We start from the raw sequence: 25,066 nt of genomic DNA on the forward strand, positions 1-25,066 counted from the left end.
TGAGGTGCTAATGAATAAAACTGCCTTAGTGACCGGTGCGTCGAGTGGAATTGGATACGCCTTGGCCGAACGGTTAGCAGCTGACCATTATGATTTAATTCTTATCGCGCGAAGCAAAGAGAAGCTGGATGCAATGAAAGCAGCCTGGCCCGATCTTTCAGTTAAAGTAATCACGAAAGATTTAAGTAAACAAGGTGCTGCAAAAGAGGTGTACGATGAGGTAAAACGGGCCGGTTTAGTCGTTGATCTGCTCATCAACAATGCTGGTTTTGGTCTCGTCGGTGCTTTTCAATCGTTGCCGATTGAACAACAAAGCAACATGATTCAATTGAATTGCACAGCACTGACTGAACTGACGTCCTATTTTCTGCCTGATCTTCGAAGTAGATCAGGTAAAATCATGAACGTGGCAAGTACTGCTGCTTATCAGCCAGGTCCGTTTATGGCCGTTTACTTTGCGAGTAAGGCCTATGTTCTGTCATTTTCTGAAGCGCTCTCTGAAGAACTGAACGGAAGCGGAGTTACAGTTACTGCGCTTTGCCCGGGTCCGACGCATACACAGTTCGGAGCGGTAGCCCATGCTGAGAACATCAAAATGTTCAGTCGCACGATGAATGTCTCTGATGTCGCATCAGCCGCCTATCGAGCACTGATGAAAGGGAAACGAGTGATCATCACCGGTCGCCTTAATTATGCCGGTGCACTTGCTGCAAAGCTGCTTCCGAGAGCCTGGGGAGCAAAAACCGTACGAATGGTCACCGGATCGAAAAAAACTAAATAAGAAAACCCCCGAAAGGATCAGGAATCTCTGACCTTTCGGGGGTTTTACTATCTGTAGGGTTAATTATTTTGTTTTTCAGCTGCACGACGTACTTCAAGATCACGAAGGGTCGAGCGCATGATTTTACCAGAAACAGTCTTAGGCAATTCGGATACAAATTCGATTGCTCTTGGATATTTGTATGGCGCAGTCAGCTTTTTCACGAACTTTTGCAGCTGTGGAATCAATGTCTGATCTTCAGCGTAACCGTCTTTCAAAACAACAAAGGCTTTAACAATGTTGCCTCGAATCGTATCTGGGCTTGCGACAACCGCACAGTCTTTAACAGATTCGTGTTTTAATAAAGCATCTTCAACCTCGGCAGGTCCAATCGTATATCCGGAGCTGATGATTACATCATCCCGCCTGCCTTGGAACCAGAAGTAATTATCTTTATCACGTGATGCTCGATCCCCAGTCAGAAAATAGTCTCCAATGACTGCTGCTTGATAGCGGTCAGGCTGTTGATAGTAGGTTTTAAAGAGGGCAGGGAAGTCACGGCGAACCGCGATGTTGCCGACAACGCCTGCTGGCACTTGATTACCTTCTTCATCAATAATAGTAATAAATTCTTCGAGAATCGGCTGACCCATAGATCCGATTCGCACTTCTTTGCCTACTAGAGTACCAATAAGTAACGTGCTCTCTGTTTGACCATAGCCGTCTTTCAGCTGAATATCAAAGGTTTCCTTGAAGATATCAATAACTCCTCGATTCAATGCCTCGCCTGCAGAGCATGCTGTATGAAGCTGCGATAGATCATAGTCAGCCAAATGATCCACTTTTGACATTAGACGATACTCGGTAGGCGTGCAGCAAAGCACATTGACTTTATAATCCTGAAGCAGCTTCAGTTGCTTTTCCGGATGGAAGCGGCCGAAATAGACCAAACCAGTGACACCTTTTCCAAGTATCGAAAGAAAAGGTGTCCAAATCCATTTTTGCCATCCTGGGCCTGCAGTTGCCCATACGGTATCGCCATCCTTGATGTTGAGCCAGCGCTTCGGCGCAATTCTTAGATGTGCATAAGCCCACGCATGTGTATGAACAACACCTTTTGGTGTGCCTGATGTCCCAGAGGTATAGGTAAGAAATGCCATATCATCTTTATCCGTATCAACCGTTACATATGAATCAGGTACTTCGTCCATCAGACTGTCCATTGAGAGCCATCCGTCTGTTTCACCGGCAACAGAAATTTTATACTTCAGAGAAGGCATTGTTTCCTGAATATTATCTACTTGCTCTGTGAAGTCTTTATACGTAATGATCGCCTTTGCCTCGCCTTGATTAATCCGGAAGCTAATATCCCCGGAGCGCAACATTTCGGAACCAGGGATGACAGCAATTCCAGCTCTAAGAGCACCTAAATAAATGACATAGGCATCAATAATTCTCGGCACAATAGTCATGACTTTGTCGCCTTTTTTAATCCCTAATTTGTTCAGTGCATTTGCAAAACGTTTGCCTTTTTGAATCAGTTCATGATAGGTGACTGATCGTTTTTCGCCGGTTTCGCTTTCCCAAAGCAGCGCAATTCGGTCGGAATCAAACCGGTCAATCTCACTGATTAAATTATATTTCTGCGGTGCAATAAGATCTGTCAATTCCATATGCGATCACTCAACTCTCTGAATTTTATCTCTTGAGAGAACTCAAGATCAATTTTATACCTTAATATTAATACCAGGTGCTAAATATTACAACTATTTTCATTGATTCTTTTTTATAATTTGAGCAAGTGCTTCGCCGAAAGCTTTTGAACTGCGTGTGATTTCCTGCAAATTATTATCAACACCGCCGATTTCCACAAGAATTGCGTTCTTGGACAGATCCTGATTGTAAACGCCATTTCCGGTTAATTTTGTTTTTCCGACAATGCCCCTGACCAGATCCGGATAATTCTTGTCCAGTTCATTCTTAATTTTTTTCGCCAAATAAAGATTAGCCGAGTAGTTTGGATTTGCTTCGCCGATAATGATACTTATTCGTGCATAGGATGTATCTTTTATTTTCATCGTTGTTAAATTGCGGCCCGAAGAATCACGGTGAATGTCGATCAAGTAGTTAAGGCTCGGTGTTTTCTTCAAGGCTTTCTGAACCATCGCTCTGGAGCTTTGATAAGCCACATTATAACCCCATCCTTGTTTGATCAGATGCACGGAGCCAATGCCATTTTGATTCAAAATCTTTTCTATTTCGTTACCGTCAAGCGCAACACTTTTATCCGGATTCGTTGTCGTTACTTGTCCGTTGTTAATCGGATTATATGATTCCCATGGATGAGTGTGGTAGATCAACACGGTCTTTTTGAGTTTTTCATTTGACTTATTTGTGTTATCTGGCTCGGATTCCTTCGACGAAGGTGTCTTAATATTAATTTCCGGTGGAGGCGGATTATCTTTAGGCAGATTCGTATAATTCAAGCCTTTTCCAGCCACGAAAATACGTGTGTTATAAATAGTGAATCCTGGAAGCTCTGAACCAAAAAGACTGCGATTATCGTCAAAATGAAGTTCGGTCATTGCCTCAAATAAGAGATGATAGACCGTTTTTGGACGATCTTGTTCCTTAATTGCATGATTATAGACTATATTTTCACTTCCAAATGTTTCTGTGAGTAAAACTTGCGCCGGCCAGTCTGCCTTTTGCATCGCGTCTTCTATAAAACTAATCTTGATTTGACTTAAGCCGACAATAACGGCAAGACTGTAAATCAGGATCAGGACAAAAAAATAATGGTAAACGTAGTTAGTAGCGATTGATTGATGCATCATATTGGGCTGATTGAGTTTTTTCAATGGTGTCCCTCCCCATCTTCTATTTCATCCAAGCTGCTCTATTAATCTATGAAAGATGGGGGAAAAGATAGACGTATTTTTTCTTTTTTTATGTAAATAGTGCTTTATAGAGTGTTTGTAAATTGATTTTTACATTAAATTTACAATAAAAGGCTTTTTCCAAAGGGCAATTCCATAAATACTAATATAGTAGAGAGAAAGATGCGAAGGTGGAGGGATTGATTTGAAGAACTTCTTTAAAATAAATAAACTGACATGGTTTCGGTTTCAACTGACCATCGGCATGAAATTTTCAATCGGTTTATGGATTGTATTGATACTCATGCTTAGTTCAGCGGTAGTGTCTGGGTTTCAGCTTTATCAAACCATGCAAAAGGCAGAGGATGCCCAAAGAGCAAGTGAGCGAGCAGCACAAATTACGGAAATTGGTTCACTGTTTCGCGCGAAAGATGCCAGAGTTGTTGATTATGTACTGAACCCGGGTGATGCAGCGGTAAAACTCTATTCTCAGGATCAGATGAAACTTACAAAGGCGGAAAAAAAGCTTGAGCCGTACATGAACACTGATGAACAGAAGCACTGGTTCTCACAAATTATGAGTGCGGATGCGCGTACCTTTAATTTATTTCAAAGTGAATTTGTTCCGGCAGTCCTAATGAACGATCAGCAAAAAACGGCACAGGTTCACAAAGAACAAACCAAGATTCAGAGTCAGATTATCAGTAATGTCAATAAATTGCGTGAATCTGTGCTGACAGAAGAAGAAGTCGCAATGGAAAATATCCGAAAACAAGTGATCGGATCAATGATTTTTCTTGTAATTAGTGTACTTTTTACTATAATTCTTAGTTTAGCAGTTACTTGGTGGATCAGCAGACAAACAAAAGCATCATTTACACGCGTCATTGCATCAACGAATAAAATAGCCTCAGGCGATTTACGAGAGAATCAGGAAGCAAACATACATAACCATAAAGATGAACTTGGTCTAATCGCAGACTCTATTGAAAAGATGAAACACAACTTACTTGATATGATTCAAACAATTAGTGAAGCAGCGCTCAATACAAAAAACAGCGGCAAGACATTGATTATTTCGACGAAATCGGTGTCTGAGGAAAGCAGAGAGATGGCAGACGCAACGAATGAAATTTCGGCAGGATTGGAAAGTCAAGCAACGAATACGAGTAATATTGCTCAATTCACCGAAGAATTCATAAATAAACTCGATCAAGAAGTCGGCACGCTGTCAATGGTTTTGAATAAAGCACTTAATGCCTCTAAGTTGACTGAAGAAGGAACAAAGCTTATTAATCGATCTCAAGAACAAATGAAACAAATTGAGTCAAGTGTCCTTAAGGCAAGGGATGAAATGGTTCATTTTAAAATTCAGCTTAAAGACTTAAATCACTTAGTTGAAATGATTGAACAGATTGCTGGTCAAACCAATCTGCTGGCCCTGAATGCAACGATTGAATCAGCACGGGCAGGTGAATACGGAAAGGGATTTACAGTCATCGCCGATTCAATCCGGAAACTCTCGATCCAGACGACGGAGTCTGCAAAAGGTATGGGCAATATGTTGCAAGGTATTCATAATGGTTCAGAGGCCGTTGAACAGTCACTGGTCATCAGTGGGGAACAGGCACGATCAGGAGTAGAACAGATCACAAGTACCGGAAAAGCTCTGATGTCTATTAATTCGGAGGCACAGAATATAGGGGATAGTATGGATAAGTTAACAATTAGACTCAATGAAGTAAATCAAATTGGCTATCAAATGAAACAATCAATTGATGCGGTTGCCGCTGTTTCACAAGAATCATCCGCACGAGTTGCCAATGTTAATCAATCAATGAACCGGATTGAGAAAACAATGCGTGCTGTAGCAAGCGAGTCCAATAAGTTAGCAGAAACAGCGGACCATTTTGATCAATTGATGAAACGCTTTAAAATTTGAGGCAAGGTTAATGTCCTCAACTAAAAAAAATAGTCAAAAAGAGCGGAACCGAATGGATTCGCTCTTTTTGACTATAAGAATTTTATTTAACAGGTGCTGTTTGAAGATCGTCGATTAATGATCCGACATAGGCAACGGCTTGGCGGATTGTATCAGGATTTAGAATATCCACATGCGCTTTCTCAATTAGTTGCTGCGGTGTGAGACGTCCACCTTCCTTGAGCACCGATAGCCAACGATCAACTGCGGGCTTTCCTTCATTTTCGATTTGGCCGGCGACTGCAGTGGCGACAGTCAGTCCCGCAGAATACGTATACGAGTATAAACCTGAATAGTAGTGAGGCTGGCGCATCCAAGTTAATCCGTCCCGTTCGTCAAGTTCAACAGAATTCCCCCAAAACCCTTGCAGTGTTTCGTTGAACAATTCAGTTAATTTTGAAGCGGTGAGTGCTTCACCGTTTTCGGCAAGACGGAATACTTTGCGTTGATATACACCTTCCAGTAAGTGTGTTACAAAGTTGTGGTAGTAAGTACTCAGCAGGCGTTCAGTCACCGAGCGTTTCATTTGTTTTGATTCTGCATTCTTCTTTAGATATTGTGCAAGAATCAACTCGTTCATTGTAGACGGTGCTTCAATAAAAAAGAGTGATGGACGGTAATTGGCCAGTTTTTGATACTTTTGTGCCAGCATAAAATGACCGGCATGACCAAATTCATGCGCAAGTGTCAAGATGTTGCGTATATCTCCGGTCCAAGTCATTAAAATATAAGAATGGATGCCATATGGCGACGCACAGAATCCTCCTGTTGATTTGCCGATATTATCACCATAGTCGACCCATCGATTGTTAAACCCTTCTTTTATGATGTCATGATATTCGGATCCCATGATTTTTAATGCTTCAAGAATTGCCTGCTTGCTTTCTTCAAAAGTTGTCTGCGGATTCGATTGGTCGATTGGCGCAAGAAGATCGGCATACTTCATTTGCTTCAATCCAAGGGACTGTTTTTTTAGTTCTGCATACCTCCGCATATGTGGTGCGAGCTCTTTATAAATAATATCCAATTGATTGTTGTACATCTTTTCACTGACTGATTGACGCTGAAGCAAATAGTCAGTTGCTGAAGAATAGCCGCGCAGTTTTGCGATGGCAACTGTCTTTGCTACTTCGGCGGCATAGACAGCGGCAAATGTATTTTTGTAGGCATCTAATGAATGCGTAAAGGATTCATAGGCATTTCTTCTTAATACAGGATCACGTGTTGAAGCATATCTGTTTTCATAAAGAGTAAAAGACATTGGCAACGACACACCTTTACTATCCGTCACCGAACGAAACTGCATGTCCGCGAGCTTGCTTCGTGTGTAGATGGTGTAAGGTGATTCCAGTACCTCGGATAATGCTTTGATTGTCTTTTCCGCTTCAGAGTGCAGACGGTACGATTTTCGAATAAACAATTTTTGAAAATAAGGTTCATATTCTTTCAGATCAGACTCTTCTCGTATCAAACAGTTTAATCGTTTCTCATCCAAATCCATTAATTCATCCTCAAAGAAAGACAAAGCCGTTTCAATTTGTGCACTTACTGCATCGACGCGCGCCGCGTCTGCTTGATTTTCAGGATCGGTGCTGTCAGCAGACTGCTTCAGACTGACATAAGCAGAGAGTCGCCACAATCGTGCGGAGAAGTCAAAATAGTTTTCAAGAGAGTGGAGGAGTGTGATTCCATCCAAAGCGAGTTTGCCTTTCAGGCTTACCAATTCATCAGTTTTCTCAAGCAGTGCGTTTAATTCGTTCTGGAACGCTTTTCGCGTGGGAAAAAGATCAGCTAAATTCCAAGTTTCTTCAGTCGGTACTTGATTTCGTGATAATCGATAATCCATGTCCATCCCCCAATTCATTCTAATGATTCTTATTTTATCATAGCCTGTTTATGCAAACTGATAAAGTATGTCCACTAAACACGAACCATTTCCACAGAGTTTTTCAATCTTCTTTAGAATAGAGAAAGATTAATGGACTTATGATACTAATTAAATTATACTAACTTACATAAAGTAATTAATTGATTCTTTATATAAAAAGAATGAAAACAAATCGGAGGGGTTTGTATGAATTTTCACAAGGCACCAAATACGTATGTGGATCAAGTTAATTTGTATGTACGGAATACGGATCGTTCAAAGGATTTTTATTCCGGCATACTTGGGTTAAGCGTATTAAAAGAGACAAAAGACACCGTCACATTTTCAGCGAATGGATCTGATCCAATTATAACTGTGGAACAGCCAGATGATTTACTTCCACAAATCAGACGAAGTGCAGGCCTTTACCACTTTGCTTTGCTTGTACCAACTCGAAAGGATTTAGCAGCAGTAACAGCACACTTAATGAGGGAAGAGTATCCACTCGTTGGAGGTGCTGATCATGCAGTCAGTGAAGCCCTTTATCTGGAGGATCCGGATGGCAACGGTATTGAAATTTACCATGACCGTCCCTCTGAAGAATGGAAGTGGGAGAACGGACGCGTGTTCATGCCAACCGAAGCTATGGATGAACATTTGCTTGATGAATTAGATGGAGAGCCTTGGAACGGACTCTCCAGGGGGACAATTTTGGGGCATCTTCACCTGCAGGTCGCCAATTTAAAAGAAACAGAAAAATTTTATCTCGGTGGACTCGGTTTTAACCTTGTTGCTGCCTACGAACCCTATGCCGATTTCGTATCAACCGGCGGCTACCATCACCATCTAGGATTAAATGTCTGGAACAGCAGAGGCGTCCCGGTTCAGGAAGGCGCACATGTCGGTCTGAATTATTATCGACTCGTCTTTCCAGGAGATCAGGTACGTGCAAAAGTCATTGAACAGATTACGAAACTAGGTATTTCAATTGATAAGATTGGCGATCGAATATTCACTAGAGATCCATCAGGAATTAAATTTGAACTCGCTGTATAACTAAAACACAAAACCGTCTGAATACAGACGGTTTTTTCTTTATTTGCTTAGTTCAGAAAACGTGACCAAGGAAGCATAGTAGTAAGGTAGCAGCCAAAGATACATCCAGGCGCTGCCGAGGATCCCTATAGCAAGCAGCAAGTAAGCGATGATGTCATTGATCATAAAGCCAATGATTCCTGCTGCAATTATTCCGGCAATCGTAGGTATGATCATCAAAAACCACCAACCGATAAAACTTAGATTGAGAAGTAAAAGCTTCCTTTTAAAGCCCTGCATTAAATGCTTACTTTCTTTGATGGCGTTACTGGGTGAATAGTCAGGGTGATCTTTTAGGACAAAGTAGACTTGAGAGTAGGAGAATGCCTTTATGATTCCGGGGATAATAAATATGAAAAGCCATAATATGATTAAAATGGTCATGAGTACATTCGTCCAAATTAATTTAACAGCTTTTTTCCATGCTGATAAATCTTAAATAAATGTGAGATCTTTAAATTCTGTTCTCGAATCAGATTCATGAAATACCAATAAACAGCAACTTGCATCGGAATGCTCAAAATGTAATAAAGCAGTTGAATTAGATAGGACAGTGGTGGAGAATGCAATTGATTTGTCCAGTTCTCAAAGCCGCCGGAGAGATGATATCGATGATTGTCGGCGGGAGCCCAGCAATTAAGAAATAGAGCAGGATAAACAGTCCGCTTGAAATGGAATGATCTTGCAATGCTGTCCGCGCGTCTTCTTTAATTCTAGAAATCCACATTTAATGGGGTACCGCATTAAAATTTACTATCATTTAGTTTACCATATGCTCGAAAAAAATGATTTTAAATCTTGCCCAATTTTGCTGATTGCCAAACAGAACTTTTTAATTAATTGATTAATTGATCAAAGATTGATTGAGTTTTTGATGTCATTTTTCGTCATGTCAAGCGTGAAACGTTTAAAGTCATTAACAACAGGCGGGAGATAGCGATTATTAGGGACAGCAAGATAGACCAGGCGTTCCAACTCTGGGTTAATAATTTGCAGCTTTTTTACCGGCAAAGAATTAAGTATCGGCATGTCTGGAACAACCGCTATGCCGAAATGTCTGGCGACAAGCCCGGCAATCACACTATCTATTTCAACCTCATAAGCAATCTTATACGCACCATGGATCTTCTCAAAAAGAGCATCAACAACTGCCCGCAAACCACTTGATTTAGAAAAAATGATCTGAGGATAGGGAAGAGATTCCCTTAAATCAATGTGATCTTTTTTTGCCAAATCATGTCCTTCTGGAACAATAAGCACCATTTCCTGCTGTGCAACCGGAAAAAAATCGATCGTTGGTTCGTCTTTATACGAACAAAAAGCAAGATCATATGTTTGATCTTTTAGACCTTTAATGATTTGAGTTGTAACACCAGAATAAAATTGAAAAGTAATTTGTTTTTGAGGATGCTTTTGTAAGAATGTCCGTGTCAATTTTGGAATGAATTGCGTTCCAAGTATTTGCAAAAAAGCAAGTGCTATCTTACCCTCACCATCACCGATTTTCTTTAGAAGGTTGATCCCCATATCTAACCGTTGCAACGAATCCTCTACAGAATCGAGAAATAGTTTTCCACTCTTTGTTAATGCAATATTGCGACCAACTTTTTCAAAAAGCTTAACATTTAGTTCATCTTCAATCACAGAAATAGCATGACTGAGACTTGGTTGTGTAATATTTAGTTCTTCGCTCGCTTTTGTATAGTGTTCAAGCTTAGCCAAAATAACAAAATATCGTAAATGTTGAAGATTCATTATTAACAACTCCTTCGCATAGGGAATCTAAATTTGTGAAATTATGCACATAATTTATAGATTAGTCGCTTAAAATCAATTTGTTTTTATATATTCGCCGATGTACGATATGAATGTAGAAGAGAAGAAAGCGCTTTATATTAAACGTTTTCTCATTGATAATAAATCTTTTTTATTCATTAGTATGTGAAATATATAACAATATTAGGAGGTCACATTATGCAATTGACTAAAAAAGCACCGTTAACTGTAAGTTCATTTACCTTAGGTACAGATGTTGATTTCGACACAAGGGTAAAGGCAGCAAAAGCAGGAGGATTCGAGGGAATCGGCATTCGAGCAGAAACGTATATTTTGGCAATCAAGCAGGGCTATTCAGATGAAGATATGCTGCGTATCCTTGAAGAAAATGATATGAAAGTCACCGAAGTCGAATACATCACGATGTGGGCAGACTCAAATAAAACAATTGAAACAACAGACACTTTGCTTCAGCAATTTAAAGAACAGACCTTGTATCATATGGCTCGTCTATTCGGTGTTAAACATATAAATTGCGGGTTGATGGAAACGAAGCCAGAAGACGAGCTTGTGCAGGCGTTTAAAGAACTGTGCATACGAGCAAAAGAACTCGACATTGCTTTGGAGTTCATGCCTTATAGCGGTGTTCCTAATTTGCAGTCAGCCTGGAATATTGTCAAAAAAGCGGGACGCGATAATGGCAAATTGATGCTGGATACTTGGCACTGGGTACGTTCTAATCAAAAACCTGAAGATTTGGATCTGGTGCCAGCAGACAAAATCATTTCCTTCCAAATTGACGATGTATTGGAGAGACGATACCCGGATCCGATTTTGAGAGATGAATCGATGCACGATCGGCTTGCACCAGGTACAGGTTGGGGAAATACGATCGATTTTGTGAAAATGGTTAAAAATCACGGTATACAGCCTAAGGTTGTCGGCGTGGAGGTAATTTCTGATGAACTCTATGCAAAGGGAGTCTATGAAGCTGCAAAGTATACAGGTGATACAGCGATCAATGTTCTTAAAGAAGCATGGCCAGAACTACTAAATTAACTATTTAACTGCCTAAGTTTGTTAAATATTTCACAGAAGGGATTGACAACTAGTGAAATTTAAAGCAATGTTTCAACCAATACAAATTGGACCGATGAAAGTACCAAATCGCTTTGTTGTTCCTCCAATGGGGAATAATTATGCTAATGCAGATGGGTGCATGAGCGAGCGATCACTAAGCTATTACCAAAAGCGTGCATCCGGGGGATTTGGCCTGATAACTTTTGAAGCAACGGTCGTAGAGAAAACAGCAAAAGGCGGATTTAGTAAACCCTGCCTTTATGATGACAGCACGATTGAGAGTTTTCGCAAGGTCATTGATGCGTGCCATAAAGAAGGAGCAAAAATATCAATTCAGCTCCAGCATGCCGGAGCTGAAGGAAGCACTAAAGTGACCGGGGTTCCATTAAAAGCAGCTTCGGCAGTACCACCAACTTATGGCCATGAAGCTCCAGTAGCTATTACAAAAGAAGAAATTTATGACCTTATCGAATGTTATGGTGACTCTGCGCTTCGTGCACAGAAAGCAGGTGCCGATGCAGTTGAAGTGCATTGTGCACATGGCTATCTTGTGAACAGCTTTATTTCTCCTCGAACAAATAAGCGACTGGATGAATTTGGCGGTAATTTTGAAAATAGAATGCGCCTGCCAAGACTCATCATCGAGAACATACGAAAAAAGTGTGGAAAATCTTTGGCTATTCTTTGCAGAATAAATTGCACGGACGGTGTAAGTGGTGGCCTGGATGTTCATGACAGCGCTACTGTTGCTAAATATTTGGAACAATGTGGAGTTGATGCACTCCATGTTTCTCGAAGTGTGCATATTCGTGATGAATACATGTGGGCACCAACAGTCATTCATGCTGGATTTAACGCTGAACTGGTAACAGAAATTAAAAAAGCTGTCCGAGTGCCGATTATTATGGTCGGACGTTTCACAGAACCCTACTTTGCGGAAATTATGATTGAAGAAGGACGTTGTGATCTCGTTGCTTTTGGTCGGCAAAGCCTTGCTGATCCAGAAACACCAAAAAAGGCAAAAGAGGATCGACTGGAGGAATTAAATCCATGCATCGCTTGCTTGCAGGGCTGCGTGCAGAACATGTATCAAGGTAAACCAATTACCTGTCTCGTTAATCCTTTCCTAGGTAAAGAAGCAGATGAAAAACTTCCTCTCCCAAAAAGCAAAGAGGTCATGGTGATTGGGGGCGGAGTCGGTGGACTCTATGCTGCTTGGCTCTCAGCAAAACGCGGACATAAGGTAACACTTTACGAAGCTAGCGACACATTAGGCGGTCAAATGCGTCTTGCCGCGTATCCACCAGGAAAAGGCGATATCACCAATATGGTACGCAGCTACATTTATAAATGTCATAAATATGGTGTGAAAATTGTACTAAATCGAGAAGTAACACCTAACTTTGTTAAAGAAATGAAACCAGATGCTGTCATACTCGCATCTGGAGCAAAGCCATTAATCCTTCCAATTCCAGGCATAAAAACATCAGGCTTAATTGATGCGATCGATGTGCTTGACGGCAAAGTAACTTGTGGAAAGAATACGCTGGTGATCGGTGGTGGCATGGTTGGCAGTGAAACTGCGGCACTGCTTGGCGAACAGCAGCTTGATGTTACAGTTATTGAACTTCGAAAAGAAGTCGGTGCCGATGTGATATCGGAGCACAGAAAATTTTTGATGCGCGATTTTTCTGATTACAATATTAAAACAATTACCAATGCAAAAGTGAAATCGTTTTTTAAAGGCGGAACCGTTTACGAAGATCCCGAGGGAAAGGAACATCGTGTTGAAGGATTTGATTCAGTAGTCCTGGCAATGGGGGCACGTGCGTACAACCCATTTGGTGAAGAAATTAAAAAAATTGTAAACGATACCTATGTGATTGGCGATGCAATTCGAGCACGCCGAGCCATCGACGCAACACGCGAAGCCAAGGAAGCTGTTTACAACATTTAAATCAAATAAAATTTATAAAAAATAAGGGAGTGGCGAATTATGGAGAGAAGAATTACTGGCACAACACAATTACTCGGCCTTATTGGCAGTCCGGTTGAACATTCAAAATCACCAGAAATGCATAACTTTAGCTTTCAGAAAACGAATAGCGATTATGCTTACTTGGCTTTCGATGTTCCACTCGAAAATGTGAAGGATGCGATTGCCGCAATTAAAACACTTCATATGCGTGGAGGTAATGTAACCATGCCGTGCAAACGTGAAGTTGTTAAATATATGGATAATTTGTCACCGGCAGCAAAAATTGTTGGAGCAGTCAACACTATTATTAATGATCATGGGAAATTAACCGGACATATTACGGACGGGGTCGGTTTTGTCAGTAATTTGAAAACGTTTGGGGTGATCCCTAAAGGAAAGAAGTTTACTATCTTCGGTGCAGGTGGAGCTGCTACCGCTATCGAAGTGCAAGTGGCACTTGATGGGGCAAAAGCCATTACAATTTTCAATAAAAAAGATCAATTTTATGAAAACGCTGAAAAAACGGTTGAAAAGATTAAGCAAGCTGTTCCAAATTGTGAGGTTGCTCTATATTCATTGGATGATTCAGATCAACTGAAGAAGGAATTGGATACTACTGACATTCTTGTTAATGCAACTTTGATTGGAATGGCACCACATGAAGAATTTTCGCTGATTGAAGATAAGAGACTGTTTCATCCAGGGCTTGTCGTTGCCGATACCGTATATAATCCTAAAATGACACGATTATTAAATGATGCAGAAGCAGCAGGATGTAAGGTTATTGGCGGCCTTGGAATGCTTCTGTGGCAAGGTGCTGAAGCCTTCAAACTTTTTTCGGGAAAAGATATGCCTGTCAACGAAGTCAATGAACAATTTTTCAACTAACAAACTAATAAATAGAAGATTTATATGAAGAGGTGGTCATGACTATGAAAAAATATTATCCAACAGCGATTGCATTATACTTCACATATTTTGTCCATGGCATTGGTGTCTCTATCCTTGGACAGTATAAACAGAACTTTGCTGGTATGTGGGGAGCGGGGCATCTAGCTGACGGAACTTTCGATGTCAGTGTTGTGTTGACAGTTATTGCCGCACTTGGTCTAGGCAGATTATTCTCACTTCCGATTGCCGGTCCATTTTCCGATAAATTTGGGAGAAGATTCAGTGCTCTGATTGGTATCGTATTTTACGCTGTGTATTTCTTAGGCATTATTTTCTCGCCGAATATGTATATCGCCTATTTATTTGCTCTGATTGGTGGTGCAGCAAACTCTTTCTTAGATACAAGTGTCACACCATCTGCCTTGGAGATTTTTCCGAAAAACGGATCAGTTGCCAATATGTTTACTAAGTTTTCAATGTCGATCAGCCAGTTTCTCTTACCGTTTATGATCGGCTATGTTGCCGCTTCCAATCTTTCGTTTCGAACAATCTTCGTGGTCACCGCTGTGTTAATAATCGTAGATGGTATTTTGATTGCATTCATGCCATTCCCACCAGCAAATAAAGTGACCGAAAAGAAAGAAAAGAAAATACCTGAAAAAATCAAACTGACTTCTCTCAGTTTAGCTATAGTTGCAATCGGATTCACCTGTACATCAACTTTCCAGCTTTGGTTGAATTGCAACCAAGAATTAGGGAAACTGTATGGAATGACTGATCCAAGTATTATTCAATCTTTTTATTCAGCCGGCACTTTTGCAGCCATTCTATTAACCGCTCTGTTCATTAAACTAGGTTTGCATCCAACACGCGTTTTGATTATTTATCCAACCATTTCAGCCGCTATGCTATTAATCACCTATTTTGTTCAGACGCAATGGGTACTCCTGATCGCTGGATTTGTTCTTGGCTATGCGGCTGCAGGTGGCGTACTTCAATTAACAGTATCGACTGCTGTTGAGATGTTTCCACTTAATAAAGGGAAGATGACATCAATCGTTATGATCTCTTCCAGTATTGCAAACTTTGTTATTCTCAGTATTGCCGGCGTTATTACCCAGCTTGGCGGCATTGATGGTCCGAAATATGTTGTGCTCTTTAATGTTGCCATTACAATTGTCGGCATTCTGCTTGCAATCTACGTCAACCTTAAAGGAAAGAAGCAGCTTCCAGCCGCTTAACTTGAAGAATTAAAAAAACAGGAAAAATAGAATGGTGGAGTTGATTGTGCATAAAAACTATTCTCTAACCGCATTCAGTATCTATCTAAATTACTTGATCCACGGAATTGGATTAATTATATTAGCGCAAAATATGGAATTTCTTGCAAATCAATGGCACACAAATACATTTGCAGTTGCAATGGTTGTCTCGTCTCTCGGAATCGGCAAGTTAATCGCCGTAACAGTGTCTGGAAAAATGTCTGATTTTTGGGGAAGAAAGCTTTCAATTAGCATAGGAATGGTCCTTTATTTACTGTTTTTTCTTGGAATCATGATCAGTCCAAATGCTCAAATTGCCTATTTATTCGGTTTTTTGGGAGGGGCGGCTAATTCATTTCTAGATACAGGCACCTATCCTGCATTAATGGAAACTTTTCCGAAATCAGCAGCGTCCGCTAATATTATTGTTAAAGCTTTTGTTCAAGCAGGACAATTTATTCTTCCGTTCTTTATCGGCTTTTTAGTAGCCAATCAAATTTGGTTCGGATACAGCTTCATCGCAATATCGATTCTTCTAGTGCTAAACCTGTTATTAATCTCATTCTGCAGTTTTCCACCTTCAAATGCGCGTAGAAAACGAAAAGAGAGGAGTAGGGAAAAAACGCCAAGAGAAAGAACGAAGGATCTTAAATTATCTATCGATGAGGTATGGATGATTTTGTTTGGCGCCATTGCTCAGATCTTACTCTATATCTTGAATAACTGGCTTGCTGTGTACGGTACTGAAGTTATTCATTTCAGCGCCGGAATTGGCAGACAGCTTGTCAGCTATGCAAGTATCGGCGCTATTACTTGCGTGCTGTTTACCTTCTTTTTGAGTAAGAGAGGGGTCAGTACAAGCAAGATCGTTATTGTTTATACTTTTGTTACGGCTCTTTTATCCTTAATGCTTTGGATAGTCCATCTGCCGGCACTCACAATTATCGGATCTATTTTGCTAGGCTTCTTTTCTTGTGGAGGTCTAATACAGTTAGGATTAACACTGCTAGCATTTGTATCCGAGAAAGGGAAGGGCTTTATCACCAGTCTTTACAATATAGCAGAAGCGATCGCATATTTCCTCATTCCCTTTCTTGTCAGTTTTGTTGCGGAATTTGGTGCAGAGTATGCATTTTTAATCAATGCACTTTTTGCCTTTGCCGGAGGTATGATGGTACTCGTTGTTTATAAACGGCATAGGGTAAAAATTCAGGGCATCTAAAAAAACAACAGTTAACAATAGTTAAAATGAGCAGATCATGATCTAATCATAGGATTTGCTCATCTTTTATATTTACAAGTTTTATATTTACATGCAAAAATGTGTTGCTGGAATAGATCAAGAAACTTTGATCTTGTTAACAAGGTTATGTTATTAGACTGCATAACATAACGAAAATAAATAAATGGCAACCAGTAACTAATTTTGTTTGTTATACGATGTTAGCGTTGGAAGGAGAAAGAATAACTATTTTAGATTAAAAATGGGCAGACATGTAGCATTTTTATAGTTAACTGTCTTGCGACACAAACTTGGGGACTAAAAAAATGCCTATTTAACAGCACAGTCCCCACATTTGTGTCGTTTTTTATATTCAAAATTTGCGACACAAATGTGGGGACTCGACCAGCACGCGACACAAACCTGGGGACTCGACCTGCAGTGGTGAACATCAGTAATCAAAAACTGAGCCACGATAAATGCGAAAGAGAAACATTCCTTTTATTGTTTTATTTTTTTATTGACTGAAAAGGAAAAGCTCATTCCTCCTTCCTTGCTCAACAATCATTCCCGACTTCCTCTTTTCATGAGTAGCGTCAGATCAATTACACATTCTAACCAGTATCAAAACATAAGACAACGCTCTCATAATTATTCTGATACAATCGGTTTTGGTTCGACGTGAACGTTAGCCTCATAAATTCCATATTTTTTAATTAATACTTGCTCAACTTGTGTCGAGATGTCATGTGCTTCTTTTATTGCCGAATTTGGATCAACGATAATAACAAGATCAACAACTGCACTATTGCCGTAATTTCTTGCTTTTATATTCTCGACACCTTCAACCCCATTAATAGACAAAATGGTTTTTTGATAAACTTTTATCTTTTTTTCATCAAATCCATCAGACAAGTTATATGAGGATTCTCTGAAAATGTCCCAAGCTGTCTTACAAATAAGGATCCCAACAGCAATAGCGGTTAGTATGTCAAGCCAAGGAAGATTAAGCTGGGAGGCGAATATTCCAACCGATGTTCCTATGCTTACCCAAGCGTCTGAAAGGTTGTCTTTTGCTGCAGCCATGACCGATATACTATTTGTTTTTGTTGCCAGATTTTTGTTATATCGATAAACAAAAAACATCACTGCAGCACACAACAACCCTGTCCAAGCAGCAATAATATCTGGTACTTACCGTCGAGTAAAACTTGTAATCCTACAGCCATCATGATAAAGGAAGCGACCATGGATGCTATGGCTTCGCTTTTCCAGTGACCATAGAGATGATCACAGTCAGCAGGACGCTGAGATAATCTTAAACCAATGAGTACAGCAAGGGAAGCAACAATATCAGTTGTATTATTTAACCCATCTGCTTTAAGTGCTTGTGATCCAGTTGAAAAACCTATAAATAATTTAAAACTTGATAAGCAGACGTACGTAATAATGCTGATGATCGCTCCTCTCTCTCCACGTCTTAAGTTCATATATTTGTCTTGTATCATGTTTGGCATCTTCTTTCCCATCCATTCCGTTCTTCTTAGCAACTCGAACCAGTGTGTGTCTACAGCAAACATTTTTGATGATTATATAAAATTAATGGATACGAAAAAATGTTGTACAAAGATAACAGGATATCGATGTTCTGACTTAATCTTAGACTTTTAATAAACTGGAAAAATGAGCATTTCCTTAATCTGAAAGAACTGATCAATAGAAATTGACATCTCAAACAAATGAGATATAATTTAATTGAACATATGAACAAATATTCATATGTGATTCATTGAAGATTAAAACAAGTCATAACAAAGTTGAATACAATAGGAGGGCTTGAACATGTCGGATTTTTTTGAACGTTTGTTTGGAGATCGTGACGATCATCATCATGAAAAAAACCACGATCGTCGTAGGTATGGTCACCATGGTGAAAAGCATCATAATGAAGAACATGACCATCGTCGTAACGGTTATTATAATGATTATCCACCATATCAAAATGACAGATACAATGATTTCCAAAATGATTCGCGTGGAATCGTCTGTCAAAAGTGTGGAGCTTCTAACAGTGCTACTGCCAAATTCTGTAATCAGTGTGGGAGTAACCTGAAATCAATAGCAATTTGTCCGAATTGTAAAGCACCTATTAAAAACAGTGCAAAATTTTGTCAGGAATGTGGGACAAAAATCGGTTAACAATTTTTATATACAGAGAATAAGATAATTTTGTGTCGTTCATTTGAACATATGCTCACATAATTAATTAAGGTGGTGCTTTTGTGGTACAAACGCAGAAAATTTCAGATGTTGATGTAGAAACTTGTGAACAAACCGTTATTCATACAGACATCGTTCAAACAGTAAGTGAAGCCATGTCAAACGATGAAGACATGGATAATGTTGCTGATCTGTTTAAACTATTTGGTGATCGTACAAGAATTCGCTTGTTACGTGCCTTGTATCAATCCGAAATGTGTGTCTGTGATCTGGCTTATTTGCTGGATATGACACAGTCAGCCGTTTCTCATCAATTACGTGTTCTTAAACAGGCAAAATTGGTGAAGAACCGGAGAGATGGAAAAGTGGTTTATTATTCATTGTCTGATCAGCATGTCATGCAGATTTTGGTTCAAGCTTATGATCACATCAAAGAATGAAAAATGAGAGGAGGAATCCAATTGAGTATACCAGAAGCTAATATTAACAAAAAGACAATAAAGACTGAGAAAAAGACAGTGATGGCTCCAATATATTTGGAAGGCATCGATTGTGCAAGTTGTGCTAAAAAAATTGAAAGAGCAGTCGGGAAAATTAATGGGATAAAGACTTCAACCGTTGACTTTGCGACACAAAAATTGTTTGTCGAACCAACAGGCGATGTAAAAACAGATAAACTGATCGATGATATCAAAAAAACAGTGGCACACGTTGAACCAGAGGTTAGTGTTTCCTTAAAATCTGAGAACAAGGGAAATGAACACGATCACGGTCACGACCACGAGGGCAGCAAGACACAACAATTGATCATTCGTTTAGCAGTGAGTGGGGCATTGACAGCTATCGCAGCCTTTTCACCCCTTCCTTTCATTTTGGATGTATCGCTATTTGTGATCGCTTATGCCATCATCGGTGGCGACATCCTTTATCGGGCATTTAGAAATATCCTTAAAGGACAAGTATTTGATGAAAATTTCTTAATGACAATCGCAACTCTTGGAGCTTTTGCGGTCAGACAGTTTCCTGAGGGCGTAGCTGTTATGCTGTTTTATCAAATCGGAGAACTGTTTCAGGGGATTGCGGTCAATCGTTCCCGTAAATCAATTAGTGCACTGATGGACATTCGTCCGGATTATGCCAATCTAAAAGTGGGCAATGACATTAAAAAAGTTGCACCGGAAGATATTAGCATTGGTGATGTCATTATCATAAAACCAGGAGAAAAAGTACCTCTTGATGGAAAAGTTATCGAGGGTCAATCAATGGTCGATACATCAGCCTTGACGGGAGAATCGGTTCCAAGGAAAATTGAAGCGGGCAGTGATGTACTCGGTGGATTCATTAATAAAAATGGTCTCTTAACGGTCGAGGTAACCAAAGTCTACGGTGAATCCACCGTCGCCAAAATCTTGGACTTAGTTCAAAATGCCAGCAGCAAAAAAGCACCTACAGAAAATTTTATTACGAAATTTGCTCGTTATTACACACCTGTTGTCGTCATTGCAGCTGCGGCTTTAGCTTTTATTCCACCTTTGGTGATCCAAGGGGCAACCTTTTCTGAGTGGATTTACCGTGCACTTGTTTTCTTAGTGATCTCTTGTCCCTGTGCCTTGGTTGTTTCCATACCTTTGGGCTTCTTTGGAGGTATTGGGGGAGCATCTAAAAGCGGCATTCTCGTTAAAGGGAGCAATTATCTTGAAGCTTTGAATGCTGTCAAGTACGTCGTTTTCGATAAGACTGGAACATTGACCAAGGGTGTTTTTGATGTGACAAGTATCCAGCCGAAGAATAATCTTACGTCAGAGGAACTATTAGAGTATGCCGCTTTTGCAGAAGTCCATTCTAATCACCCGATTGCTCTGTCAATCCGAAAGGCTTATGGTCAAGAAATCGATGAAAGCCGCATTCAGAACTACAACGAAATATCAGGGCATGGCATTCAAGTAACCGTCGATGGAAAAGAGATTCTAGCCGGTAATGCCAAACTCATGAATAAAGAACACATTGCATTTGAACAGAAAGACGTGGTCGGTACCCTAGTACATGTTGCGATCGATAAGCAATATGGAGGATACATCGTTATCTCCGATGAAGTTAAAGAAGATTCAGCTCGTGCGATTCAAAAGCTAAAAGAATTAGGAATTAAGAAAACAGTAATGTTGACGGGTGACGCAAAATCTGTAGGTGAAGCAGTTGGTCGCAAGCTAGGACTGGATGAAATACATGCAGAACTATTGCCTGACCAGAAAGTAGATGAAATAGAAAAAATCGATCAGCAAAAAACAGCCAAGGAAAAGCTTGTTTTTGTCGGAGATGGAATTAACGATACGCCTGTACTAGCTAGAGCGGATGTAGGTATAGCCATGGGAGGTTTAGGATCCGATGCAGCCATTGAAGCCGCAGACGTCGTTATTATGACCGACGAACCTTCTAAAATTGCAACAGCAATCAATATTGCGAAACGTACGCGTCGTATTGTATGGCAGAATATTATCTTTGCTATGGGAGTAAAGGGAATTTTCCTTATTCTTGGTGCAGTTGGGTTTGCAACGATGTGGGAAGCCGTATTTTCAGATGTCGGTGTAACCCTGTTAGCAGTGCTCAACGCAATGCGTGTTTTGAGAATAAAGAACGAGTAGTGCTGAATTGTGCTACTATATCCTGTAGTTGCAACGATTCAAAATGTTTTATTGAGAAGGTGCCTATTTTGTCAGATTGTTGTACGCCAAATGAAATAACGTCTAGTTCAAGTTTTTTCGGAGTATGTCCTTCTTGCAAGTCAAAGGGAAAAAAAGTGGGAGTGATCACTTTAAAGTCACTGTTAAAACCAAGTGCCTTAGAGACTTTAAATGCTGATTTGAATTACTTTTTTTGTCAGACACCTGATTGTGATGTTGTTTATTTTACAAATGAAAAAACGTATTTAATGTCAGACATGAAGGTTAGGGTTTATCAGAAAGATCAGTCTCTGACTGTTCCTGCTTGTTACTGCTTTGACTGGACGAGAGAAAAAATCCATGAACAGCTTAAAAACGTGCACACTTTACCGACCGAACATATTCGTAAAAATATAAAAGCCAATCGTTGCGGATGTGAAGTAAATAATCCGCAGGGGAGTTGTTGCTTAGGCAACGTCACAGCTTATATCAGGGAGCTGAACCTTGTGTCTATCAACGGTACACGTTTTATGAATTAATAAACACAAAAAGTAAAATACAGTGTGATGAAAAAATATACAAAGCTGGTTTAGTTATTACTTAATTATGGAATAACTAAACTAGCTTTTTTTTATTGAGTCTAATAAGTCAGATTAAATCAGTAATATATAAGTACATAATACGAAGTGTTGCTGTATAAAGGACTTTTAAACTGCGTTGAAGAATACTTACAAAATAAAATTTTTCTGACAACCTAGGTGACTCCTATGTATAATAATCCGATTCGTATGAAAAGAAGTTCGAAATACGGCAATAATTATTGGACCGGATATAGTCATAAAATGAAACGAACAATTGAATTGTTCAGCGATCTAGAATATGACCATTGGCTTTTAGTTGAATGCAACCCAAAGATTATAAGGTTCTGCGAACAGCCATTAATCATTGAAGAGACAATTCATGGTGAACAATTCCATTCAATTCCTGATATGTGGGTTCTATACGAAAATACAAAGGAAGCAATTATTGAAATTAAATATTTGAATTCCTTATTAGAAGAACATCCTAAATATTTACAAACAATGAGACAAATAGAGATTCAGAAAAAGTGGGCGAAACGAAATAACATGAGTCATTTTGTTTTTTCAGAGGATAAAATCAGAGAAAATCGTATTCTGCTGAATAATTACCGTAAAATAATTTCTTATGTCAGGCAATTTAATCCTGCTGATATGAACGCACTGACAATGGACATTATCCAAGCTATTAAAGGCGAAAGAAGAACATTAGAACAGATTTTTCATTTGAAAAATGAACCTCAAAATGTCATTATGGTTGCTCTCATGTATTTGATTTATTCGGGAAAGGTAAAGTCAAATATTGCTATCCAGACAATTAACAGAAAAATGGAGGTATGGATAGATGGTGCATAGACATAAGATCAGTCAATATACTCATCTGACGGATGAGCAACTATACACGGCAAACTGGTCAGTAATCGAAATTACTAACTTAAATGAGAGTGATCGTCCTATCTTTCTACAAAGAAAAAAGGGTATCGATTTATACTTTAATACGCTCCTATCCATACCAGAAATTGAAAGACAAACAGGAATGAAAAAGAAAGACCTATACATTTTCATTGATCGCTGCCTCACGCTTGATGAATATGGCAATGTCTTTGGTTATCGAGCATTAATTCCTTATAAGAATATAAAAACATATACACGTGAAGAGCTTCCATCGGACCATATGAAAAAGGCTACAGGAGCATTTACACTTTTGCTCGAAGAATACCCAAAAATAAAAGATACGATTGATAATTTATACTTAAAACAAGGGAATAAAGCACTCCATGAGCCAATAATACGCAAAAAGAATATTCATCGAAAATTTATTGAAGCGTGTAAAGCGGAAAAAATTAATTTTAATGAATATCCATTTACTACAAAAGATCGTGCCAAAAGATCGCTTGAGCGATATTTAAAAAGGCTCGATCTTAATCATTTTGCTAAAGCAGCAAAACGACAGAGCAAAGCGGCATTTAAGACAGCAATTCATACTGGGATAGGTGAGAAAAACACGCCTGCAATAACTGAGCCCTTCCAGCGTGTACAATTTGATGGACATCGAATCGATGTACTTCTTGCTATCAAGTTTAAAACACCTGACGGTCATGAAGTAACTGATATCATGAATCGAATCTGGCTATTGACTATTATTGACGAAGCTACTCGGCTTGTCCTCGGATATCATATCTGCTTAAATACTGAATATTCATCTGCGGACGTATTAAAGTGTATCAGGAATGCAGTTGTGCCTAAGGAGCCTTTTAATTTCACTATTCCTGGTTTTAGGTATCCTGACAATGGGGGATTTCATTCCCAAGCGATCGAGGACACTCAATGGGCTTTATGGGATGAATTTTTGTTTGATAATGGTAAATCAAATTTAGCAGCCATTGTTCAGGATAGACTAGAGCACATTGTTAAATGCTCAATTAATGCTGGACCTGTAGATACACCAGAACGAAGAGCTATTATTGAACGCTTTTTTGGTACACTGGAAGAAAACTTTTATCATAGGTTACCAAATACAACAGGAAGTAATCCGCAAGATCCAAAAAGAATTGATGCAGAAAAAAATGCAATCAAGTATGAAATAACAGAGCAAGAGATTGAAGAACTAACAGAGTTAATAATTGCAACTTACAACGGAACACCGCATTCAGGCTTAAATAATCTGTCTCCGCTTGAAGCCCTAAAAGTAAATTTGAGCAACGGATCAATATTGAGAAAACTGACTGAAAACGAAAGAAATAATGTAATATTTTTCTCGAAGAAAGATGTTAGAAAAATATCTGGAAATATTTCATCTGGTAGACGACCTCACATTCAGTATGAAAACGTTATCTACCGTAATGAAATTATTGAACGAAGTCCTCAACTAATCGGAACTAAATTGACACTATTAATAAATATAGACGATTTACGTGTCATTCAAGCATTCTTACCAGATGGTAGTTCCTTGGGTTACTTATATGCTACAGGTAAGTGGTCTATTCAGAAACATTCGCTCAAAGTTCGTAAAGCAATTAATCAACTAAAGAACAAAAAATTAATTCATTTTACCAACAACGAAGATCCAATTGATGTGTTCTATAAATATTTAGCTGATAAATCAAGAAAAAGTAAAAAGACTAGAAACAGCTTGTCAATGCTTAATAAAGAAAGAAATCAAGAGAGTTCCAAAAAAGGTAATAAAATTAACACACAGTATGTTGATGAAGAATTAACGAATAAAAAAGCTGAAAGTAAGGGTAAAGAGAATATGAATGATTCTAGAAAATCACAAAATCCGGTCATAAGAAAATTTAAAAAGACAATAACTTATTGATA

General features: G+C 39.2%; 19 protein-coding genes and 1 pseudogene. 14 read left to right on the plus strand and 6 right to left on the minus strand.

The features are described 5' to 3' along the window. The first annotated feature begins 10 nt into the window (after positions 1 to 10). Positions 11 to 781 carry an SDR family NAD(P)-dependent oxidoreductase gene (locus AC1MBV_RS01015; RefSeq protein ID WP_480947358.1) on the plus strand — a complete coding sequence of 257 codons (771 nt, stop codon included), beginning with the start codon at positions 11 to 13 and terminating at the stop codon, positions 779 to 781. 59 nt (positions 782 to 840) lie between these two features. On the opposite strand, the gene mbcS is transcribed toward AC1MBV_RS01015, so the two are convergent. After that, positions 841 to 2,433, minus strand: a complete 1,593-nt coding sequence (mbcS, locus tag AC1MBV_RS01020; protein WP_255746567.1) for an acyl-CoA synthetase MbcS — start codon at positions 2,431 to 2,433, stop codon at positions 841 to 843. Between the two features lie 99 nt (positions 2,434 to 2,532). Next, entirely contained in the window at positions 2,533 to 3,621 is a 1,089-nt protein-coding gene (gene spoIIP, locus AC1MBV_RS01025; RefSeq protein ID WP_255746565.1) for a stage II sporulation protein P, read from the minus strand. Positions 3,622 to 3,844: 223 nt separating this feature from the next. On the opposite strand from spoIIP, the gene AC1MBV_RS01030 reads away from it, so the two are divergent. Further along, positions 3,845 to 5,581, plus strand: a complete 1,737-nt coding sequence (locus tag AC1MBV_RS01030) for a methyl-accepting chemotaxis protein (protein WP_255746563.1) — start codon at positions 3,845 to 3,847, stop codon at positions 5,579 to 5,581. Between the two features lie 82 nt (positions 5,582 to 5,663). Here the strand turns inward: AC1MBV_RS01030 and pepF are convergent, their stop codons facing one another. After that, positions 5,664 to 7,466: an oligoendopeptidase F gene (gene pepF, locus AC1MBV_RS01035; RefSeq protein ID WP_480947359.1), complete on the minus strand. Its 1,803-nt coding sequence runs from the start codon at positions 7,464 to 7,466 to the stop codon at positions 5,664 to 5,666. A 228-nt stretch (positions 7,467 to 7,694) separates the two neighbouring features. Here pepF and AC1MBV_RS01040 point away from each other — a divergent pair, with 228 nt between their 5' ends. Then, entirely contained in the window at positions 7,695 to 8,543 is an 849-nt protein-coding gene (locus AC1MBV_RS01040; protein WP_480947361.1) for a VOC family protein, read from the plus strand. 39 nt (positions 8,544 to 8,582) lie between these two features. Here AC1MBV_RS01040 and AC1MBV_RS01045 read toward each other — a convergent pair whose 3' ends face one another. Together AC1MBV_RS01045 and AC1MBV_RS01050 are read right to left on the minus strand one after the other, a co-directional pair. Further along, positions 8,583 to 8,966 carry a DUF975 family protein gene (locus AC1MBV_RS01045; RefSeq protein ID WP_480947362.1) on the minus strand — a complete coding sequence of 128 codons (384 nt, stop codon included), beginning with the start codon at positions 8,964 to 8,966 and terminating at the stop codon, positions 8,583 to 8,585. Between the two features lie 468 nt (positions 8,967 to 9,434). After that, entirely contained in the window at positions 9,435 to 10,337 is a 903-nt protein-coding gene (locus AC1MBV_RS01050) for a LysR family transcriptional regulator (protein ID WP_480947363.1), read from the minus strand. A gap of 219 nt (positions 10,338 to 10,556) precedes the next feature. Between AC1MBV_RS01050 and AC1MBV_RS01055 the strand changes: the two genes are divergently transcribed. From AC1MBV_RS01055 to AC1MBV_RS01075, 5 genes are read left to right on the plus strand one after another with little or no spacing between them, the layout of a single operon-like run. Then, complete coding sequence (locus AC1MBV_RS01055; protein WP_480947364.1) at positions 10,557 to 11,417, plus strand: sugar phosphate isomerase/epimerase family protein; 861 nt, start codon at positions 10,557 to 10,559, stop codon at positions 11,415 to 11,417. Between the two features lie 52 nt (positions 11,418 to 11,469). Further along, a complete protein-coding gene (locus tag AC1MBV_RS01060; protein WP_480947365.1) occupies positions 11,470 to 13,395 on the plus strand; it encodes an oxidoreductase in 1,926 nt (641 codons plus the stop codon). Positions 13,396 to 13,434: 39 nt separating this feature from the next. Next, a complete protein-coding gene (gene aroE / locus AC1MBV_RS01065; RefSeq protein WP_480947367.1) occupies positions 13,435 to 14,304 on the plus strand; it encodes a shikimate dehydrogenase in 870 nt (289 codons plus the stop codon). Positions 14,305 to 14,342: 38 nt separating this feature from the next. Continuing rightward, entirely contained in the window at positions 14,343 to 15,548 is a 1,206-nt protein-coding gene (locus AC1MBV_RS01070; RefSeq protein WP_480947368.1) for an MFS transporter, read from the plus strand. 46 nt (positions 15,549 to 15,594) lie between these two features. Then, a complete protein-coding gene (locus tag AC1MBV_RS01075) occupies positions 15,595 to 16,791 on the plus strand; it encodes an MFS transporter (protein WP_480947369.1) in 1,197 nt (398 codons plus the stop codon). Positions 16,792 to 17,442: 651 nt separating this feature from the next. Here AC1MBV_RS01075 and AC1MBV_RS01080 read toward each other — a convergent pair. Then, a pseudogene (locus AC1MBV_RS01080) lies at positions 17,443 to 18,299 on the minus strand (cation diffusion facilitator family transporter). A 334-nt stretch (positions 18,300 to 18,633) separates the two neighbouring features. Between AC1MBV_RS01080 and AC1MBV_RS01085 the strand changes: the two are divergent. The 6 genes from AC1MBV_RS01085 (at position 18,634) to AC1MBV_RS01110 (ending at position 25,064) form a co-directional block, all read left to right on the plus strand. Continuing rightward, positions 18,634 to 18,990 (plus strand): zinc ribbon domain-containing protein, encoded by a 357-nt coding sequence (locus tag AC1MBV_RS01085; protein ID WP_480947370.1) that lies wholly within the window; start codon positions 18,634 to 18,636, stop codon positions 18,988 to 18,990. Positions 18,991 to 19,091: 101 nt separating this feature from the next. Continuing rightward, a complete protein-coding gene (locus tag AC1MBV_RS01090; protein ID WP_480948244.1) occupies positions 19,092 to 19,451 on the plus strand; it encodes an ArsR/SmtB family transcription factor in 360 nt (119 codons plus the stop codon). Between the two features lie 81 nt (positions 19,452 to 19,532). Next, positions 19,533 to 21,650: a heavy metal translocating P-type ATPase gene (locus AC1MBV_RS01095; RefSeq protein ID WP_480948245.1), complete on the plus strand. Its 2,118-nt coding sequence runs from the start codon at positions 19,533 to 19,535 to the stop codon at positions 21,648 to 21,650. A gap of 68 nt (positions 21,651 to 21,718) precedes the next feature. Beyond that, the gene (locus AC1MBV_RS01100; RefSeq protein WP_480947371.1) at positions 21,719 to 22,207 is read left to right on the plus strand and encodes a putative iron-sulfur cluster-binding metallochaperone; all 489 of its coding nucleotides are present in this window, start codon (positions 21,719 to 21,721) and stop codon (positions 22,205 to 22,207) included. A gap of 303 nt (positions 22,208 to 22,510) precedes the next feature. Beyond that, positions 22,511 to 23,101 carry a TnsA endonuclease N-terminal domain-containing protein gene (locus AC1MBV_RS01105; RefSeq protein WP_480947372.1) on the plus strand — a complete coding sequence of 197 codons (591 nt, stop codon included), beginning with the start codon at positions 22,511 to 22,513 and terminating at the stop codon, positions 23,099 to 23,101. Then, positions 23,091 to 25,064, plus strand: a complete 1,974-nt coding sequence (locus tag AC1MBV_RS01110) for a hypothetical protein (protein ID WP_480947373.1) — start codon at positions 23,091 to 23,093, stop codon at positions 25,062 to 25,064. Before AC1MBV_RS01105 ends, AC1MBV_RS01110 begins: the two co-directional genes overlap by 11 nt. Positions 25,065 to 25,066: the final 2 nt, after the last annotated feature.

Source organism: Sporolactobacillus sp. PKPK-6 (assembly GCF_056678885.1).